General features: G+C 70.5%; 20 protein-coding genes. 16 read left to right on the forward strand and 4 right to left on the reverse strand.

Annotated features, from left to right (window positions below):
• Positions 1-19: 19 nt before the first annotated feature.
• The 3 genes from KIH27_RS09905 to KIH27_RS09915 all read left to right on the forward strand — a co-directional run bounded on the left by KIH27_RS09905 (position 20) and on the right by KIH27_RS09915 (position 875).
• A complete protein-coding gene (locus tag KIH27_RS09905; protein ID WP_214092774.1) occupies positions 20-292 on the forward strand; it encodes a GNAT family N-acetyltransferase in 273 nt (90 codons plus the stop codon).
• A gap of 84 nt (positions 293-376) precedes the next feature.
• Positions 377-694, forward strand: coding sequence for a nucleotidyltransferase family protein (locus KIH27_RS09910; protein WP_307856838.1), 318 nt, complete (start codon positions 377-379; stop codon positions 692-694).
• Entirely contained in the window at positions 684-875 is a 192-nt protein-coding gene (locus KIH27_RS09915) for a HepT-like ribonuclease domain-containing protein (RefSeq protein ID WP_214092775.1), read from the forward strand. Before KIH27_RS09910 ends, KIH27_RS09915 begins: the two co-directional genes overlap by 11 nt.
• On the opposite strand, the gene KIH27_RS09920 is transcribed toward KIH27_RS09915, so the two are convergent.
• A complete protein-coding gene (locus KIH27_RS09920; RefSeq protein WP_214092776.1) occupies positions 872-2,635 on the reverse strand; it encodes a molybdopterin-dependent oxidoreductase in 1,764 nt (587 codons plus the stop codon). The two genes, KIH27_RS09915 and KIH27_RS09920, sit on opposite strands and share 4 nt — an antisense overlap.
• Positions 2,636-3,031: 396 nt before the next feature.
• On the opposite strand from KIH27_RS09920, the gene KIH27_RS09925 reads away from it, so the two are divergent.
• Positions 3,032-3,463: an FHA domain-containing protein gene (locus KIH27_RS09925; protein ID WP_214092777.1), complete on the forward strand. Its 432-nt coding sequence runs from the start codon at positions 3,032-3,034 to the stop codon at positions 3,461-3,463.
• Here KIH27_RS09925 and yhjD read toward each other — a convergent pair whose 3' ends face one another.
• On the reverse strand, positions 3,464-4,330 hold the full coding sequence (gene yhjD / locus KIH27_RS09930; RefSeq protein ID WP_214092778.1) for an inner membrane protein YhjD: 867 nt from the start codon (positions 4,328-4,330) through the stop codon (positions 3,464-3,466).
• A 10-nt stretch (positions 4,331-4,340) separates the two neighbouring features.
• Positions 4,341-5,360, reverse strand: a complete 1,020-nt coding sequence (gene trpS / locus KIH27_RS09935) for a tryptophan--tRNA ligase (RefSeq protein WP_214092779.1) — start codon at positions 5,358-5,360, stop codon at positions 4,341-4,343.
• A 78-nt stretch (positions 5,361-5,438) separates the two neighbouring features.
• On the opposite strand from trpS, the gene KIH27_RS09940 reads away from it, so the two are divergent.
• The 6 genes from KIH27_RS09940 (at position 5,439) to cobM (ending at position 10,564) form a co-directional block, all read left to right on the forward strand.
• Complete coding sequence (locus KIH27_RS09940) at positions 5,439-6,059, forward strand: TetR family transcriptional regulator (RefSeq protein ID WP_214092780.1); 621 nt, start codon at positions 5,439-5,441, stop codon at positions 6,057-6,059.
• Positions 6,056-6,706 (forward strand): enoyl-CoA hydratase-related protein, encoded by a 651-nt coding sequence (locus tag KIH27_RS09945; RefSeq protein WP_214092781.1) that lies wholly within the window; start codon positions 6,056-6,058, stop codon positions 6,704-6,706. Before KIH27_RS09940 ends, KIH27_RS09945 begins: the two co-directional genes overlap by 4 nt.
• Positions 6,707-6,775: 69 nt before the next feature.
• Positions 6,776-7,615: a ferredoxin-like domain-containing protein gene (locus tag KIH27_RS09950; RefSeq protein ID WP_214092782.1), complete on the forward strand. Its 840-nt coding sequence runs from the start codon at positions 6,776-6,778 to the stop codon at positions 7,613-7,615.
• An 80-nt stretch (positions 7,616-7,695) separates the two neighbouring features.
• Entirely contained in the window at positions 7,696-8,283 is a 588-nt protein-coding gene (locus KIH27_RS09955) for a precorrin-8X methylmutase (RefSeq protein ID WP_250149894.1), read from the forward strand.
• The gene (cobJ, locus tag KIH27_RS09960) at positions 8,280-9,797 is read left to right on the forward strand and encodes a precorrin-3B C(17)-methyltransferase (protein WP_214092784.1); all 1,518 of its coding nucleotides are present in this window, start codon (positions 8,280-8,282) and stop codon (positions 9,795-9,797) included. The genes KIH27_RS09955 and cobJ overlap by 4 nt, the downstream gene beginning before the upstream one ends.
• A complete protein-coding gene (gene cobM, locus KIH27_RS09965) occupies positions 9,794-10,564 on the forward strand; it encodes a precorrin-4 C(11)-methyltransferase (protein ID WP_372451340.1) in 771 nt (256 codons plus the stop codon). Before cobJ ends, cobM begins: the two co-directional genes overlap by 4 nt.
• Here cobM and cbiE read toward each other — a convergent pair.
• Positions 10,539-11,771: a precorrin-6y C5,15-methyltransferase (decarboxylating) subunit CbiE gene (cbiE, locus tag KIH27_RS09970; protein WP_372451342.1), complete on the reverse strand. Its 1,233-nt coding sequence runs from the start codon at positions 11,769-11,771 to the stop codon at positions 10,539-10,541. The genes cobM and cbiE overlap by 26 nt on opposite strands.
• 202 nt (positions 11,772-11,973) lie before the next feature.
• Between cbiE and KIH27_RS22975 the strand changes: the two genes are divergently transcribed.
• The 6 genes from KIH27_RS22975 (at position 11,974) to KIH27_RS09995 (ending at position 18,571) form a co-directional block, all read left to right on the forward strand.
• Complete coding sequence (locus KIH27_RS22975; RefSeq protein WP_284144711.1) at positions 11,974-12,102, forward strand: hypothetical protein; 129 nt, start codon at positions 11,974-11,976, stop codon at positions 12,100-12,102.
• Between the two features lie 244 nt (positions 12,103-12,346).
• Positions 12,347-14,299, forward strand: a complete 1,953-nt coding sequence (locus KIH27_RS09975) for a VWA domain-containing protein (RefSeq protein ID WP_214092787.1) — start codon at positions 12,347-12,349, stop codon at positions 14,297-14,299.
• Entirely contained in the window at positions 14,299-14,913 is a 615-nt protein-coding gene (cobO, locus tag KIH27_RS09980) for a cob(I)yrinic acid a,c-diamide adenosyltransferase (protein WP_214092788.1), read from the forward strand. The genes KIH27_RS09975 and cobO overlap by 1 nt, the downstream gene beginning before the upstream one ends.
• Complete coding sequence (cobBC, locus tag KIH27_RS09985; protein ID WP_214092789.1) at positions 14,907-17,264, forward strand: bifunctional hydrogenobyrinic acid a,c-diamide synthase/histidinol phosphate aminotransferase CobBC; 2,358 nt, start codon at positions 14,907-14,909, stop codon at positions 17,262-17,264. Before cobO ends, cobBC begins: the two co-directional genes overlap by 7 nt.
• A complete protein-coding gene (locus KIH27_RS09990; protein WP_214092790.1) occupies positions 17,261-18,253 on the forward strand; it encodes a cobalamin biosynthesis protein in 993 nt (330 codons plus the stop codon). Before cobBC ends, KIH27_RS09990 begins: the two co-directional genes overlap by 4 nt.
• A 9-nt stretch (positions 18,254-18,262) precedes the next feature.
• Positions 18,263-18,571, forward strand: a complete 309-nt coding sequence (locus tag KIH27_RS09995) for a hypothetical protein (protein WP_214092791.1) — start codon at positions 18,263-18,265, stop codon at positions 18,569-18,571.
• The last annotated feature ends 7 nt before the right edge of the window (positions 18,572-18,578 follow it).

The raw sequence follows: 18,578 nt of genomic DNA on the forward strand, positions 1-18,578 counted from the left end.
GTCCACTAGGCTGGCGACGGTGAGCGAACCGACCGTCACCGATGTCCCCGACCAGCACCGCTACGAGATCAGCGTCGACGGCGTGCGCGCCGGTATCGCGTCCTACACCGACATCGGCGACCAGCGGGACTTCCACCACACCGAGATCGACAAGGCGTTCGGCGGCCAGGGTCTGGGCACCAAGCTGATCGCGGCCGCGCTGGCCGACACCCAGGCCGCCGGCAAGCGGATCCTGCCGACCTGCTCGTTCGTCGTCGACTACGTCGCCAAGCACCCGGAGTACGCCGACTAGATCGTCAGCGCCAGGCTCTCAACGGGCAGTTGTCCTGATGAGCTGCACGTCAGCGGCCCAGTGCGGCAGAATGCTGACTTGGAGGTGACGGACGTGCACGACCTTGTCGAGTCGAAACGGCATGACATCCGTCTCTTGTGCCGTGAAATGTCAGTGCGTCGGCTGGACGTTTTTGGTTCTGCGGCGGGAGGCACCTTCGATGCCGCCACGAGCGACGTCGACATTCTCGTTGAATTCGATCCGGTTCTGGACGTCGACCACTTCGACCGCTATTTCACCCTCAAGGAACGATTGGAAGCGCTTTTCGACCGGCCCGTCGACCTCGTGACGGCAGCCAGCCTGCGAAACCCGTACTTCCGCCAGCGGGTCATGGCCACCCGGGAACCGCTGTATGCAGCCTGACTGGCGAAAATACCTCTGGGATGCACAGCGCGCCGTCGAACTCCTCACTGAATTCCGTACCGGGAAGACGTTTGTCGATTACCAGGCGGACGCCATGTTCCGCTCTGCCGTTGAACGGCAGTTGGAAATCGTCGGCGAGGCACTCATACCGGCGCAACTCAGCATCCCTCAGCGGACCTAGATCGTCTGGCGGTAGCCGAAGTACTCGTGGTCCTCGTTGTAGCCGCCGTACCCGCTGCCGACCTCACTGAAGTGGGTGACGAACTCGATTCCCTTGAGCCACTTCACCATTTTGAAGCCGTGCTGCAGTTCGTTGCGCAGCCGCAGCGGCGCCCCATGCCCGTAGTCCAGCGGCTCGTCGTTCATGTTGTAGGCCAGCATCGTCAGGTGGTGGCTCATCTGCAGAATGTCGTGGGCGTCGTAGTAGATGCCGCCGTCGGCACCCGGCGCCAGTGAATAGAAGATCACCCACTTGGCCGTCGGCAGCGGTTTGACGATGTCGAGGATCGTCTGCATCGACACCCCGCCCCACTTCGCCACGCCCGACCAGCCCTGAATGCAGAAGTGCTGGGTGATCTGCTCGTGGTAGGGCAGCGCTTTGAGCTCGTCGAGGGTGAACGACACCGGGTGCTCGACGAGTCCGTACACGTTCAGCCGCCAGTCCTTGAAGTCGCCCGCGTAGAGCTCCTTGTATTCGACGGTCTCGGGGTAGGTGCCGTTGTGCCAGAAGTACGGCGAGATGTGCTTCTCCTCGAAGGCGCCGGGCTCGGGGTCGGCGAACTCGAACAGCCGCTGCACCGGACCGATCAGCGCGTAGCCGACCCGCTGCACCACCCGCGGATGCCGAAACGTGAACGGAGTGGCCGCAACCCAGGCGATCGTCGTCACCACCAGCGCGACGCAGAACACCCCGAAGCCGACCAGGGACGTGTCGTCGCGGGAGGCGAACATGTGGTTGAGGTTGCGTACCGCGTCGGTGGCGAACACCAGCGTGACGTGCACCAGGATGAAGAACAGGAAATAGACCAGGATCAGGAAGTGCAGTGAGCGGGCCAACTGGATGCTCAGGTACTTGCTGATGTGGGTGAGCCGCATCGACACCGCGGGCCCCATCCCCAGCCCGGTCAGCAGGGCGCCGGGCGCGGCGACGAACACGGTGAAGAAGTACGCCAGCAACTGCAGGCTGTTGTAGGTCACCCAGCCGTTGTCGTCGGGCCAGTTCAGTGAGAGGTATTTGATACCGACGGTCACCGCGTTGGGGAACACGTCCCAGCTCTGCGGCACCAGATGCCGCCAGTGCCCGGTCTTGAACAGCAGGAAGTAGAACACCGCGCCGTTGGTCACCCACAGCACGTCGGCGCCGAGATGCCACCACCGGGCCAGCCCGATCGTGTGCCGCAACCCGGGCAGGCCGAATTGGCGCGGCAGGCCGACGGAGTCGTCCTTGGCGGTCCACAGCGGGTTGTCCGGCACCGGTTTGGCGATCCGGAGCCATTCGTCCTTGTTCGGGGTGGCGTTGCGGCTGACGTACAGCCGCGGGTGGTCGCAGAGGATCTGGATGCCGGACCGGATGATGAACATCATCAGGAACAGGTTGAAGAAGTGCTGCCAGCCGACCCAGGCCGGGATGCCGGGCTTACTGCCGGGCGGGATCTCACTGCCCGGGTACCGGTCCATGAAATGCTGAATACCCGGAATTTGCGCCAAGAATTTTGCGACGGCCACCGCGGCGACCAGTCCGACGAATCCGATTGGGATCATCCAGAGCAGGTTGAACCATTTATCCCGGCCGATCCGCAACCGCGGTGCGATCGCGCGTTTGTCTTCCAGCCCGCCGGCCCAGGAATCCGGTTCGACGACGTCGCCGGCCTTTTTCAGCTCGGCTCGATGGTTGACGGTGACGGCTCCGCCGCCCTGGGGATCCGGTTCGTCCGCTGCCATGTCGCCCGCCGCCCTCCCGTAGCTGTAAAACTAATCGAGATACGTTATATTAGCCCGCCAACCGGCTGAAGTCACCCCCGACCTCGGCGGAAGCGACGATCAGGACCAATCGCAGACATCCCTCACCCGAGGGTGGCACACCTGCGACGGAAGGTCCATAGTGTGACGTGGGTCACGGCGTACGGCGACGTGTGAACGGAATCAACCGGCGGGCGTGGCGGTTGAGGTGATCGTTACCCGTGCAATCCCGGCAACTCGCCGGAAAAGCAGCCAGGCGGCGATCACAATTCTGCGGAGAATTTCTCCGTCGCCCACGGCATTGCAGGCGGCATCAGGAGGAGTGTGTTCAATTCATGAAATTCGGCCGGTTTTTCGTTCCGTGCGCGGGATACGGCGATGACCCGCGATAGCGCCGGCCGGCGCTGGGAGATGACGACACCGTATACCGGTGGGCTGATCCACGACCTCGCCGCCGACGAGGACACCGACACCGCCGGACTCCTGGCCTTCGACGACCTGCCGGAGTCGGCGGCAGCCCTGGTGGTCAAACGCGGCCCGAACGCCGGCACCCGGTTCCCGCTGGACCGGCCGGTCACCGTCGTCGGCCGGCACCCCAACAGCGACATCTACCTGGAAGACGACACGGTCAGCCGGCGGCACGTCGAATTCCACTGCGCCGACGACGGATTCCGCGTGGTCGACACCGCCAGCCTCAACGGGACCTACGTCAATCGGCAGCCGATCCAGTCGGCGGCACTGGCCCACGGCGACGAGATTCAGATCGGCAATTTCCGACTGGTGTTCCTGGTCCGGCCGCTGCCGGGCTGATCAATCGGCGGTGGCCGCCCACGCGGTGGCGAACAGCACCAGCCGGGCGGTGATGTAGGCGAACACCAGCAGCCCCAGCACCGGGCCGAACACCACCCCGGCCGGGCCGTCGACCACCGACTGCAGATAGGCCGACCCGACCTGCTTGAACACCTCATAGCCCACGGCGGCGATCGCCCCGGCGCGCACCGCGACGGGCAGGTCGATCGGTTCGCGCGGCAGGCGGGCGATCATCGCGGTGAACATCAGCCACGACACACCTACCGCCAGCAGCAGCGACAGCGTCCGCAGCACCGCCCCGGTCAGCGGGAAGTCCGGAATCCCCAGCCAATGCAGGGTTTTCGCCATCACCTTCGGATCCGCCAGTGCCGTCAGCGCGATCGTCGCGAGCATCGCCACGAACGCGAAGACCATCGCCGCCAGGTCGGAGAGCTTGCCGTGCACGAAGTCCGGCTTCTCGCACCGGTTCTCCCCCATCTGGGTGAGCGCCTCACGCAGGTTCTCCATCCAGCTCAGCCCCACCCAGGCGGCGACGCCCAGACCGATGAACCCGACCGAGGCGCGCGAACCGATCGCGGAATCCATCAGCTTGATGACGTCGTCGCCGAATTCGCCGGGGATGGAGTGCTTGATCCGGTACTCGATCCCCTCGAGCACCGCCGGCCGACGCGACAGCAGGAACCCGCCGACGCCGAACCCGATCATCAGCAGTGGGAACAGCGCGAAGATCGTGTAGTAGCTCATCCCGGCCGCGTAGAAGTTGCCGTTGCGGTCCTCGTAGTGGTCGTTGGCCCGCAGCACGTGATCCAGCCAGCCGTAGCGCTCCCGCAGCCGGGCGAGGACGCTCGGCTTGGCCTGCTCGGTCACGTGGCATCCATCATCGCGGCGGCAGGAACCCGACCCGGTCGTACACCCGCGCAATGGTCGCCGACGCCCGGGCCCGGGCCCGCTGCGCGCCGGCCGCCAGCACTGCCTCCAGTTCTGCCGGGTCGGCCAGGAACTCGTCGACCCGGGCCTTGATCGGGGTGACGTATTCGATGACCGCGTCGGCGGTCTCCTTCTTCAGGTCGCCGTAACCCCGCCCGGCGTAGCCGTCGACCAGCTTCTCGACGGCGACACCGGTGACCGCGGACTGGATCGTCAGCAGGTTCGACACCCCCGGCTTGGTCTCCGGGTCGAAGCGGATCTCCCGGTCGGAGTCGGTGACCGCCGAGCGGATCTTCTTGGCGCTGCGAGCCGGGTCGTCGAGCAGGCTGATCAGCCCGGCGTCGGTCGCCGCGGACTTGCTCATCTTCGCGGTCGGGTCGGCCAGGTCGTAGATCTTGGCGGTGCCCTTGACGATCATCGGCTCGGGCACGGTGAAGGTGTCCGGGAAGCGGCCGTTGAACCGCTGCGCGAGGTCGCGGGCCAGCTCCAGGTGCTGGCGCTGGTCCTCGCCGACCGGCACCGTGTCGGCGTCGTAGAGCAGGATGTCGGCGGCCATCAGCACCGGGTAGGTGAACAGCCCGACCGTGGTGGAGTCGGCCCCCTGCTTGTGCGACTTGTCCTTGAACTGCGTCATCCGCGACGCCTGCCCGAACCCGGTGAAACAGCTCAGCACCCAGGCGAGTTCGGCGTGCGCGGGGACGTGGGACTGCACGAAGATCGCGCTGCGGGCCGGGTCGATGCCGAGCGCCAGGTACTGCGCGGCGGTGACCAGGGTGCTGTGACGCAACGCGGCGGGGTCCCAGCCGGGGATGGTGATCGCGTGCATGTCCACGATGCAGAAGAACGCCTCGTGGTCGTCCTGCAGCGTCGCCCAGTGCGCGATCGCCCCAAGCGCGTTGCCAAGGTGCAGGGAACCCGAGGTGGGCTGCACGCCGGAGAGGACGACGGGGCGGGGCGCGGAGCTGGTCATGATCCGTCGATCCTGTCACGCCCGGACGCCGACGGGCGCACGTGGTAACAGAGCGATCGCTCTGTTACGGTGTCCGCCATGCCCCGGCCCCGCGTGCACGACCCCGACCGGCTGCTCGACGCCGTCGAGGCGCTGGCGGCGCAGGCCGGCCCGGCCGCGGTGACCGTCCGGGCGGTCAGCGCGGCCAGCGGCGTCTCCAACGGCGCGGTCTACCACGGCTTCGGCTCGCGAGCCGGGCTGATCGCGGCCGCCTGGCTGCGGGCGGCGCGGGGTTTCCTCGCCGTGCAGGCCGAGGCGGTGGCCGCCGCACCGGGGCCCGCCGACGCCGTCGTCGCCGCCGCCGACGCCCCGGTGGCGTTCGCCGAACGCAACCCGGCCGCCTCCCGGCTGCTGCAGACACTGCACCGTGACGCACTGCTGGACGCCGACCTGCCGCCGGAGTTGGCCGCCGGTCTGCACGCCGTCGACGCCGAGCTGATCGCGGTGCTGATCCGGCTGGCCCGTGCGCTGTGGGACCGCCGCGACGCCGCCGCCGTCGACACCGTCACCACCTGCATCGTCGACCTGCCCACCGCGATCGTGCTGAGCCGCAACCGGCTGGGCAGCCCGATCGCCCGGGCACATCTGCACGCCGCGGTCCGGGCCGTCCTGGCCCTCGGACCACCTGAGCACCACCCCTTGAAAGGAACAACCCCGTGAACCTGACCTTTGACGAGAAGATCGCCGTCCTCGACCTGGGCGACAACGAGAACCGGTTCTCGCCGGAGTTTCTCGACGAGATCAACGCCAAGCTCGACGAAGTGCTGACCTCCGACGCCCAGGGGCTGGTGACCACCGCCGGCGGCAAGTTTTACTCCAACGGCCTCGACCTGGACTGGCTGATGGCCAACGGCGACCGCACCGACTGGTACGTCGGCCGGGTGCACGCCCTGTTCGCCCGGGTGCTGACGCTGCCGATCCCGACGGCGTGCGCGGTGGTCGGGCATGCATTCGGCGCCGCCGCGATGCTGGCGATGGCCCACGACTTCCGGGTGATGCGCGCCGACCGCGGCTTCTTCTGCTTCCCCGAGGTCGACATCCTCATCCCGTTCACCCCGGGGATGGCGGCGCTGATCCAGGCCAAGCTCACCCCGCAGACGGCGGTGGCCTCGATGACCACCGGCCGCCGCTTCGGCGGGGTGGATGCCGCCGCGGTCGGGATCGTCGACGTCACCGCCGGCGAGGGCGAGGTCACCCCGGCCGCGGTCGGGTTGCTGCGGCCGCTGGCCGGTAAGGATCGCGGCACGCTGGGCGCGATCAAGGCGACGATGTTCGGTGGCGCCGTCGCGGCGTTGACCGCGGGCTGATTTCGGCGCGATCCTGCCCGCTCAGCGACGATTACCGCGCCGAAATCGCCATGGTGTGACAATCGACCGGTGATCAATGCCCCGCGCACCCGGCAAGACCTGTGCCCGGGTGCGCTGCGGCCGTGGCCGGCCGACGACGGCCTCCTGGTGCGGTTGCGACTGATCGGCGGAGCGCTGCCGGGCGCGGCGCTGGCCCGACTGCTGGCAGTCAGCGCGGAGTTCGGCGACGGCGACGTCCACCTGACCACGCGGGCGAACCTGCAGTTGCGCGGCCTGCCGGGGTGCGACGGGCAGCTGACGCCGGCGGCGCTGGCCGCACTGGAGTCGACCGGGCTGCTGCCGTCGCGCAGCCATGAGCTGGTCCGCAACATCCTGGTGTCCCCGCAGACCGGGTACGCCGGCGGCCGGGCCGACCTGCGCGGTGTCGCCGCCGACCTGGACACGTTGCTGTGCGCCACGCCGCGGCTGGCCGGGCTGCCGGGCCGGTTCCTGTTCGTCCTCGACGACGGGCGCGGCGACCTGCTCGACCGCCGCGCCGACGCCGGCCTGGTGGCGCTGTCCGACGCTGACGCCCAGCTGCGGATCGGCGAGGCCTGGGGCCCGGTGCTGGGGCTCGCCGAGGCGGCTGCCGCGCTGGCCGGTCTGGCGACGGCGTTTCAGGCCGCGCGCGGCGACGGCCCGGACGCGCCGTGGCACATCCGCGAACTGCCCACCCCGCTGGCACCGGCCGCCCCCGCAGACCGGCGCGTCCCGACGCCGGCGGGTCCGCTACCGTACGGCCCGGTACCCGGCGGCACCCATCGGCACGTGCCGGACGGGCTGATCACCCCGCAGGTCGGACGCTCCCTGCTGGGCGCCGCCGAGCTCGTCGTCACGCCGTGGCACGGCATCTTCGTCCCCGACCCGTAGGAGTCAGCCCCGTGAAACGGCCCACCCGCCGCTACCCCTACCTCGACACCGGCCCCGGCATCTACGCCGAATCGTTCGCGATGATCCGCCGGGAGTCCGACCTGTCGCACATCCCGGCGTCCGCGGAGCGGCTCGCGGTGCGGATGATCCACGGTGCCGGGCAGACCGACATCGCCCCGGATCTGCTGATCCACCCGGACGCGGTGCCGGCCGGGCGGGCCGCGCTGGACGCCGGAGCGCCGATCCTCTGCGACTCGCGGATGGTGGCGGTCGGGGTGACCGCCGGGCGGCTGCCGGCCGGCAACGAGGTGCACTGCTACCTGCGCGACGAGCGAGTCCCCGGCCTGGCCGCGGAGTGGGCAACCACCCGGTCCGCGGCGGCGGTGTCACTGTGGGAGCCGATGCTCGACGGTGCGGTCGTCGCGATCGGCAACGCCCCCACCGCACTGTTCCACCTGCTGGAGCTGATCCTGGACGGCGGGCCGCGCCCGGCGGTGATCGTCGGCTGCCCGGTCGGGTTCATCGGCGCCGCCGAATCCAAGGAGGCCCTCGCGGCACTGGCGGCCGACCACGGCGTCGACATCCCGTTCGTGACGGTGCGGGGCCGGCGCGGCGGTTCGGCGATCACCTCCTCGGCGCTGAACGCGCTGGCATCGGACGCCGAGTGACCGGCCGGTTCTACGGGGTCGGGCTGGGTCCCGGCGATCCCGAGCTGATCACCCGCAAGGCGGCCCGGATCATCGGCGCGGCCGACGTGATCGCCTACCACGCGGGGGTCAACAAGGACTCGTATGCGCGGACGATCGCCGCCGAGCTGATCCCGGCCGGTGCGATCGAGGAGGAACTGCGCTACCCGGTCACCACCGGGGTCACCGACCACCCCGGCGGGTACACCGGGGCACTCGCCGACTTCTACGAGGAATCGGCCACCCGGCTCGCGGCGCATCTAGCGGCCGGCCGTGATGTGGCGCTGCTGGCCGAGGGCGATCCGCTGTTCTACGGCTCGTTCATGTACATGCACGACCGGCTCTCCGAGCGGTTCGAGACCGAGGTGATTCCCGGCATCCCGGCGTTCACCGCGGCCACCGCCGCCACCGGGCTGCCGCTGGTGCGTCAGACCGACGTGCTGACCGTCCTGCCGGGCACCCTGCCCGAACACGAACTGGCGATGCGGCTGGCCGACACCGACGGCGCGATCATCATGAAACTCGGCCGCACCTTCCCCGCGGTGCGTCGCGCCCTGGTCGCGGCCGGTCGGCTGGAGCACGCCGTCTACGTGGAGCGGGCCAGCCATCCGCAGCAGCGCTGGCTGCCGGTCGCCCAGATGGACGAGGCTGACGATTCCAAGGTGCCGTATCTGTCGCTGATCGTCGTCGACGGCGACTCCCGCAACGGGAAGCGGTCCCGGACGAAGACGGCGACTCCAGCGGTTACCGAATCATCCTGTGCTGCAGCCGAATTGCTGGTGATCGGCCTGGGCCCCGGCCCGGATGGCTGGTTGACCCCGGAGGCCGCCGCCGCCCTGGCCGACGTCGACCACGTGGTCGGCTACGGCCCGTACGTGTCCCGGGTGCCGCAGCGCGAAGGGCTGCAACGGCATTCCTCCGGCAACACCGTCGAGGTGGACCGGGCCGCGTTCGCCCTGGGCCTGGCGGCGCGCGGTGAGAAGGTGGCGGTGGTCTCCGGCGGGGACGCCGGGGTGTTCGGGATGGCCTCCGCGGTGTTCGAAGCGGCGGCCGACCCGAAGTACCGCGACGTGGCCGTGCGGGTGCTGCCGGGGGTGTCGGCGGTGCAGGCGGTGGCGGCCCGCGCCGGCGCCCCGATCGGCGCGGACTTCGCGGTGGTCAGCCTGTCGGACCGGCTCAAACCGTGGTCGGTGATCGAGGCCCGACTGGCCGCGATCGCGCAGGCCGATCTGGTGCTGGCCGTGTACAACCCGGCGTCGAAGGCCCGGCCCGATCAGATCGCGGTGGCACGGAAGGTGCTGCTGGAGCACCGATCCCCGCAGACCGTGGTGGTCGTCGGCCGGGACGTCGGCCGGGCCGAGGAATCGCTGACGGTCACCACGCTCGGCGACCTGGACACCGACGCGATCGACATGAAATGCCTGCTGCTGGTGGGGGCGTCGTCGACGAGGGTCACCGAATCGGGGCGGGTGTGGACGCCACGGTGGGTGAAGTGACACCGGTCCGGTTCGTCGGCGCCGGGCCGGGGGCGGCGGATCTGCTGACGGTGCGCGCCACCCGGCTGCTGGCGGAGGCCGACCTGGTGCTCTACCCCGGCACCTACCTGGATCCGGCAGTGCTCGAACACTGCTCGCCCGCAGCGGAACTCGTCGACACGCAGGGGCTTGATCTCGATCAGATCGTGGACCGGCTGGTCGCCGGGCAGGCCGCCGGGCTGACGGTGGTGCGGCTGGTCTCCGGGGATCCGTCGCTGTACAGCGCCGTCTCCGAGCAGACCCGGCGGCTAGACGCTGCCGGGGTGGCGTGGGACGTGGTGCCCGGGGTGCCGGCCTACGCCGCCGCGGCGGCGCTGCTGGGTTCCGAGCTGACCGTGCCACTGGTGGCGCAGTCGGTGGTGCTGACCCGAGTGCAGGCCCGCTCCACCGCGATGCCCGAATCGGAGTCGCTGGCCGCGTTCGCCGCGACCGGCGCCACCCTGGTGCTGCACCTGGCGATCACCCGCATCGGTGAGGTGATGACCGAGTTGGCGCCGCGATACGGCACGGACTGCCCGGTGGCCGTCGTCTATCGGGCGTCGCAACCCGATCAGCTGGTGCTGCGCGGCACCGTCGCCGACATCGCGGACGCCGTGCAGGCGGCGGGCCTGCGGCAGGCGGCGGTGATCCTGGTCGGGCGGGCGCTGGCGCTGCGGCCCGATCCGTGCGCCGGGGAGAGCCATCTCTACGACCCGGCCCGGGTCAGGGGCGTGCCCCCGGAACGGTGAAGGCCCACTGGGTGACCGCCCGCGCCGGCGTCCAGCCGGTGAACGTCCCCAGCGGGGCGGCGTGTTCGACGTGGATGCGGGTCAGCTCCCCGCCGTGCTCGGTGTAGGCCTGTGCCAGCACCGCCTCGGTTTGCAGCGTGACGCCGTGGGCGACCAGTCTTCCGCCCGGTTTCAGCGCCTGCAGGCAGGCATCGAGGGTTCCGGGTGTGGTCAGGCCACCGCCGATGAACACCGCATCCGGGGCCGGCAGATCGGTCAGCGCCGTCGGGGCGTGGCCGGTCACAACCTGTAGCGCCGGCACCCCCAGGTTGGCGGCGTTGCGGGTGATCCGTTGCGCACGTTCGGGATTGCCCTCCACGGCGATCGCCCGGCAGGACGGGTGGGCCCGCAGCCATTCGATACCGACCGATCCGGCGCCGGCGCCGACATCCCAGAGCAGCTGGCCGGGGACCGGGGTGAGCCGGGCCAGGGCGGCCGCCCGCAGATCGCGTTTGGTCAGCTGGCCGTCGTGCTCGAAGGCCTGATCAGGTAAGCCGGGCACCCAGCCTGTGGCCAGCGGCCCGGCCAGCTCCAGGGCGACGATGTTCAGCCGGGGTGCGGGCCCTTCAAAGGTCGGGTAGGTCGCGGCCGTGCCGTCCCACCGGGTTTCGTCGTCGCCACCGAGATCGCCGAGCACGCTCATCGCGCTGGCGCCGTAGCCGCGCTCGACCAGCAGCACCGCCAGCAGCGCGGGCGTCGTCTCATCGGCGGAGAGCACCAGCACCCGTCGGCCCGGGGCCAGCTCGCGCAGCACCGCGTGTACGTCGCCGGCCCGGACGACCGCCGTCGTCTCCGCCGGCCAGCCCAGCCGGGCCCGGGCCAGGCTCACCGATGAGACCGCCGGCAGCACCGTCACAGCGTCGGCACCCAGCAGGTCGATCAGCGTGGCACCCACCCCGGACAGCAGCGGGTCCCCCGACGCCAGCGCCACCACGGTGCGGCCGGTGAGTTCGGCGAGCAGCGCGGGCAGTCCGGCCCGCAGCGGCGACGGCCAGGGGTGGCGCTCCTGGCCGGGTGCATCGGGCAGCAGTGCGAGTTGGCGGGCGCCGCCGAGCACCGCGTCGGCGGCCAGGACGGTGCTGCGGATCGTTTCGGACAGCCCGGCGAAACCATCGGCGCCGATCCCGACGACGACGACGCGACCTGCGGTGGCTGACACAGCGGCGATGGTAGAGCAACGCAGACTGCCTATAGTCCAGATGTGACCGGGGCCGATGGCGTTGACCGCTTCACGCCGGTCAGCGATCCGCACCCGACCGACCCTGGATGACGACGAGGTCTGGGCACACGTCCCCGTCCTGTCGCGCAGCCCCGCGTAGTTCCGGGAAGCACTGGCTGCACGCTGTGCACTGAAATCCTGGCATCCCCAGGTGGTGCGCTACGAGGGCACTATGCGCCGAGACGACGGGACGATCCGCGACTCGGTGCTGTTCTCGATCACCGCCGAGGACTGGCCCGAGGTGCGTCGGCGGCTGACCGAACGGGTGCCGCCGCGCTAGCGCCGTCGGCCCGACGTCGAGATGGCACATACGGTCGTGAACCGTGCGGACTCACAACCGCCAGTGCAATCTCGTCGCGACGCACGCCGGCACGATCGACGGTGTTACGGTAGCGGCGCGAATTGCCGGGGAAGTCGGTGCGAATCCGACACAGGCCCGCTACGGTGTTCCGCGACGCATCCGGTGCGGGTGGGTCTCGGTCAGTCCGAATGCCGGCTTCGCGTCACACACGAGCGGAGCCTCCATGCAGCAGCTGTACCCGTTCCCGGCGGTCCTCGGCGGCGACCCGGACGCCCCGGGCGGCCTCGATGACATGGCGCTGGCGCTGATCCTGTCCACGATCTCCCCCGGCATCGGCGGCGTGCTGATCCGCGGCGAGAAGGGCACCGCGAAATCCACCCTGGTGCGGGCGCTGGCCCAGGTGCTCCCCGCCATCGACGTGATCGCCGGCGACCGGTTCTCCTCGGACCCGACCGAACCCGATCCACTCTCCCCCGACGGGCCGTTTCCCGTCGGCGTCGCCGTCGAGACCCGGCCGGTGCGCCTAGTGGAGTTGCCGGTCGGCGCCACCGAGGACCGGGTGGTCGGCTCGATCCACCTGGAGCGGGCGCTGGGTGCGGGCGCGGTGGAGTTCGATCCCGGCCTGCTGGCCCGCGCGCATCGCGGCATCCTCTACGTCGACGAGGTCAACCTGCTCGCCGACCACCTGGTGGATCTGCTGCTGGACGCCGCGGCGATGGGCCGGCTCACCGTCGAACGTGACAGCGTGTCGGTCACCCATGCAGCGCAGTTCGTGATCGTCGGGACGATGAATCCCGAGGAGGGTGAGCTGCGTCCGCAACTGCTGGACCGGTTCGGGCTGACCGTCGAGGTGGCCGCACCGCGCGATCCGGCGCTGCGGGCCGAGGCGGTGCGCCGGCGGCTGGCGTTCGACGCCGACCCGGCTGCGTTCTGTGCCCGCTACGCACCGGCCGAGGAGGCGTTGCGCGCCCGGATTCACGTTGCCCAGCAGCAGCTTTCGTCGGTCGAACTGACCGACGCGGCGCTGGTCAAGATCGGTGAGATCTGCGCGGCGTTCGACGTCGACGGGCTGCGCGGCGACATCGTCTGTGCGCGTACCGCTATCGCACATGCGGCGTGGGCCGGCCGGGATGCGGTCACACTGGAGGACCTGCGGGTGGCGGCCCGGCTCGCGCTGCCGCACCGCCGTCGTCGCAAGCCGTTCGACGCCCCCGGCCTGGACGAGTCCGAACTGGATGACCTGCTGCCGCCGGAAGAGCCGGAACCCGAGCCCGACGGCCCGCCCCCGGACGGCGGCGGCGAGGCGGCTCCGGATCCGGCCGGTGACGCGGCGCAGGGGCCGCGTTCGGGCGCGGGATCCACCTCGACGGTGGGTGCCGACTCCCCTTACCGGGCACGTCTTTTCACCGTCAATGGAATCGGTGAGGGCCGCTCCGGACGGCGCAGCCGGGCCCGCACCAGTTCGGGCCGGCGCACCGGTGCCGCCCCGCTCGGCGCCGCCGGCGGCAGTCTGCACCTGCTGGAGACGCTGCGCGCGGCCGCGCCGCACCAGGTCTCCCGCGGCCGCGATCGGGGCCGGATGCTGTTGGCCCCCGGCGACCTTCGCCGCGCCATCCGGCACGGCCGGGAGGCGAACCTGGTGGTGTTCGTCGTCGACACGTCCGGATCGATGGCTGCCCGGGAACGGATGCGCCACGTCAAGACCGCGATCCTGTCGCTGCTGCTCGACGCCTATCGCCGTCGGGACCGGGTCGCGGTGGTGACGTTCCGGGACACCGGCGCCCAGGTGGCACTGCCGGCGACCGGGTCGGTGGAGATCGCCGCGGTGCGCCTCGACGAGGTGCCGGCCGGTGGGCGGACCCCGCTGGCGGAGGGGCTGACCGAGGCCGCTGAGCTGATCCGCCGGGAGCGGCTGCGCGACCCGGCCTGCCGCCCACTGCTGGTGGTGCTCACCGACGGTCGGGCCACCGCCGGTCCCGACCCGGTGCAGCGGTCCCACCAGGCAGCGATCCACCTTGCCGGGCAAGATGTTTCGGCGGTCGTGGTGGACTGCGAGAACGGAGGGATGCGACTCGGTTTGGCCCGTCCGCTGGCCGAGCACCTGCGTGCCGAATACGTACTGTTACCCGAGGTGAACGCCGAAGCGCTCACCGAGATCGTGAACGGAGCCGCCTGATGCCGCAGGGAGTACCGCTGACGGTGCCCGACGACAATCTGACCACCAAGCAGCGCCGCAACCGGCCGCTGCTGATGGTGAACACCGGTGACGGCAAGGGCAAGTCGACCGCCGCGTTCGGCATGGCGCTGCGCGGCTGGAACCAGGGCTTCAAGGTCGGGGTGTTCCAGTTCGTGAAGTCGGCGAAGTGGCGGGTCGGCGAGCAGGCGGTGCTGGAACGGCTCGGCGAACTGCATTCCCAGACCGGCGAGGGTGGACCCGTCGAGTGGCACAAGATGGGTTCGGGCTGGTCCTGGAGTCGCAAGGCGGGAACCGCCGACGACCACGCCGCCGACGCCGCCGCCGGCTGGGCCGAGGTGAAACGCCGACTGGCCGAGCAGACCCACGATTTCTACGTCCTCGACGAGTTCACCTACCCGATCAGCTGGGGCTGGGTGGACGTCGACGACGTGGTGGAGACCTTCGCCAACCGGCCGGGCCACCAGCATGTCGTCGTCACCGGCCGGCGCGCCCACCCGAAGCTGGTTGAGGCAGCGGACCTGGTCACCGAGATGACCAAGATCAAGCACCCGATGGACGCCGGGCAGAAGGGTCAGCGCGGCATCGAATGGTGATGCTCCCGCGGATCATCGTGGCCGCGCCCGCATCCGGGCACGGCAAGACCACGGTGGCCGTCGGGCTGATGGCGGCGCTGGCCGCACGGGGTCTTGCGGTCAGCGGCCACAAGGTCGGTCCCGACTACATCGACCCCGGCTATCACGCGCTGGCCACCGGCCGGCCCGCCCGCAACCTCGACCCCTATCTGGTTGGGGAACACCGGGTTACGCCCCTGCTGCTGCACGGCGCCGCCGGCGCGGACGTCGCGGTGATCGAAGGGGTGATGGGCCTTTTCGACGGCCGCCTCGGCGCCGACGGGGAGGCCTCCACCGCGCACGTCGCCGCACTGACCGGCTCACCGGTGCTGCTGGTGGTCGACATCTCACACGCTTCCCGGACACATGCGGCCGTCGTCGACGGGCTGACCCGGTTCGACCCGGCGGTGCGGGTGGCCGGAGTGATCCTCAACAAGGCCGCCAGTGCTCGGCACGCCGACGAGGTCACCGACGCCATGGCGGCGACGGGTGTTCCGGTGCTCGGCGTGCTGCCCCGCGACGCCGGGGTGACAACACCGTCGCGGCACCTGGGGTTGGTGCCGGCGCCCGAACGCGATGAATCCGCCGGCGTGCTGTCCCAGCTGGCCGGGATCGTCGCCGAGCGCATCGACCTCGATACGGTGCTTCAGATCGCCGGGCGCGCACCGGAGTTGGCCGGACCGGCGTGGGATCCGTCCGCCGAGGTACAGCCGGTATCGCAGCGTCGGCCGGTGGTTGCCGTGGCCGGTGGGCGAGCATTCAGCTTCGGCTACACCGAGACGTTCGAGTTGCTGCGGGCCGCCGGCTGCGAAGTGGTGTTCTTCGACCCGCTGCACGACGCCGCGCTGCCGGTCGGGACCGCCGGAATCTACCTGGGCGGCGGGTTCCCGGAGGTGTACGCCGCCGAACTGTCCACCAACACGGCGCTGGTTTCCGCGCTGCGGACAGCGATCACCGCCGGAGTCCCGACGGTTGCGGAATGCGCTGGGCTGGCGTACTTGTGCCGGAGTCTGGACGACGTCCCCGGGATCGGAGCGGTTCCGGGAGCCGCGGCGATGACACCACGACTGACGTTGGGCTACCGAACAGGGGTCGGCACCGTCGACACCCTGCTGACGCAAATCGGCGATCGAGTGCGTGGCCACGAGTTTCACCGCACCGCAGTCGTTTTCGACGACGGCGCTGCCATCCCGGCCTGGCGGCTGCCGGCCGGTCCGGACGGGTTCGCCGGGCCGAGCCTGCACGCCTCCTACCTGCACACCCACTGGGCCGGCGAGCCGCAGTTGGCGCAGCGGTTCGCCGACGCCGCGCACGCGTACCGGGCGCCCGTCGCAAAGGATCTGCGTCATCACGGCGACGTCGAAACCGGGCCCGATCTGGTTGATTTCGCGGTCAACGTCTACGCCGGCCCACGCCCGGACTGGCTCGATGCCGCGCTGCACACCGCACTGGACGACGCCGTCGCCTACCCGAATCCCGGTGCTGCCCGCGCCGCACTGGCCCGCCGGCACGGCCGGCCCGTCGCCGAGGTGCTGCCGACCGCCGGCGCATCGGAGGCGTTCGATCTGGTGGCGCGGCTGCGCGCCTGGCGACGGCCGACCGTGGTGCATCCGCAGTACACCGGACCGCACACCGCCCTGGAGGCCGCCGGATACGCCGTCAGCACCGTCATCTGCAGGGCCGCTGACGGTTTCGCGCTGCACCCCGATGCGGTGCCCGACGACGCCGACCTGGTCGTCGTCGGCAACCCCACCAACCCGACCGGGGTGCTGCATCCGGCCGACGCGGTCCGCCGATTGCTGCGACCAGGCCGCGTGGTGCTGGTCGACGAAGCATTCCTCGACGCGATCCCCGGCGAACCGGAAAGCCTTGCCGGCTCAGCGGATCCGGGGCTGCTGGTATCGCGCAGCCTGACCAAGCACTGGTCGATCCCCGGCATCCGGGCCGGCTATCTGGTCGGCGATCCTGAACTGATCGCCGCGGCGGCGCGGTTGCAGATTCCCTGGTCGGTCTCGGCACCGGCGCTGGCGGCGATGCTGGCCTGCACCGATGAGCGGGCGCTGATCGAAAGTGAGCACCGGGCGGTCGACTTGGCGGGGTGGCGGACCCTACTGACCAACGCCCTCACCGCCCGCGGGATGCCGTTCGTCGCCGGGCAGGGACCGTTCGTACTGGCGCAGGTCGGCGTCGGGGTGCATGCGGCTCTGCGGGACAACGGCATTGCGGTGCGCCGCGCCGACACCTTCCCCGGCCTGGACGACACCTGGGTGCGGATCGCGGTCCGTCCGCCGGGGCTGACCGAACGGCTGATCGCCGCCCTGGACGCCGTGTGAAGCCCGGCGCGGCGCGCGCCCTGGGTCTGCTGCTCGGATACGCCGCCGATCGGGCGTTCGCCGATCCGCGCCGATTCCACCCGGTCGCCGGATTCGGATCACTGGCACAGGGTTTGGAGCATCGGATCTACCGGGACAGCCGGGCTTCCGGTGTCGTGCAGGTGCTGCTGCTGGTCGGTGGTGCCACCGGGGCAGCCTACGCCGCCGAGCGGTCCGCACGCGGACCGCTGACCCGTGCCGCGCTGACCGCACTGGTCACCTGGGCGGTGCTCGGTGGCCGGTCGCTGGAACGCGAAGCGGATGCAGTGTCGGGCCTGCTGGAGACCGGCGACCTGGACACCGCTCGGTTGCGGGTGCGCAACCTGGTCGGCCGCGACACCACCGCGCTCGACGCCGATGAGATCGCGCGCGCCGTGGTCGAATCCGTCGCCGAGAACACCTCCGACGCGGTGGTGGCGTCGCTGGTGTGGGGTGCGGTGGCCGGTGTTCCCGGGTTGGTGGCGCACCGCACGGCGAACACCCTGGACGCGATGATCGGGCATCGCAGCGAGCGTTACGAGCGCTTCGGCTGGGCCGCTGCCCGCTTCGACGACCTGCTCGGTCTGCCCGCGTCCCGGTTGAGCGGGGTGCTGGCCGCAGCGCTGGGGCCGGATCCGGTTGGCGCGCTTGCGGCCTGGCGGCGCGACGCCCGCGCGCACCCCAGCCCGAACGCCGGGGTGGTGGAGGCCGCGTTCGCCGGGGCACTGGGGGTGCAACTCGGCGGGGTCAACACCTACTACGGGAGCCGGCGCGAGGAACGCGCGCTGATGGGACGCGGGCGGGCGCCGACACCGGCCGACATTCCACGGACGAACCGGCTGGCGCGCCGGGTGGGTCTCGGTGCCGCGCTCACCGCGGCGGCGTGGTGTCTGTTCACACCGATCATTCGATCCACAGAGTTGGCTCGCCTCCAGGCTTTCCGCAGACGTCGACGGCAGGGTCGGCTTTAACGTCGCCCCATGCCTCCCCAATCCTGGGCGACGCTGATCGTCGGCAGCCTCGCGATGATCGGCGTCATCGTCACCTGGCAGCAGAAGAATCGGGCCGACCGGCGCAGCGAATGGTGGCGACGAACGTCCTGGGCGTTCGAGCAGACGTTCAGTGGCGGCGACAGGAAGGCTGAGCTCGGCTGGGCCATTCTGGATGTCATGACCCGGTCTAAGCTGGTCACCGTCGATGACAACGACATCGTTCAGGTGATCAGCGAGCACGCGGCCGTGGACGATGTCGATGAGGAGGACGGCGATGCCCACCGACGAGACACGTGACGCCACC

Origin of the sequence: Mycolicibacter acidiphilus (assembly GCF_018455725.1) — a bacterium.
Lineage (GTDB): Bacteria > Actinomycetota > Actinomycetes > Mycobacteriales > Mycobacteriaceae > Mycobacterium > Mycobacterium acidiphilum.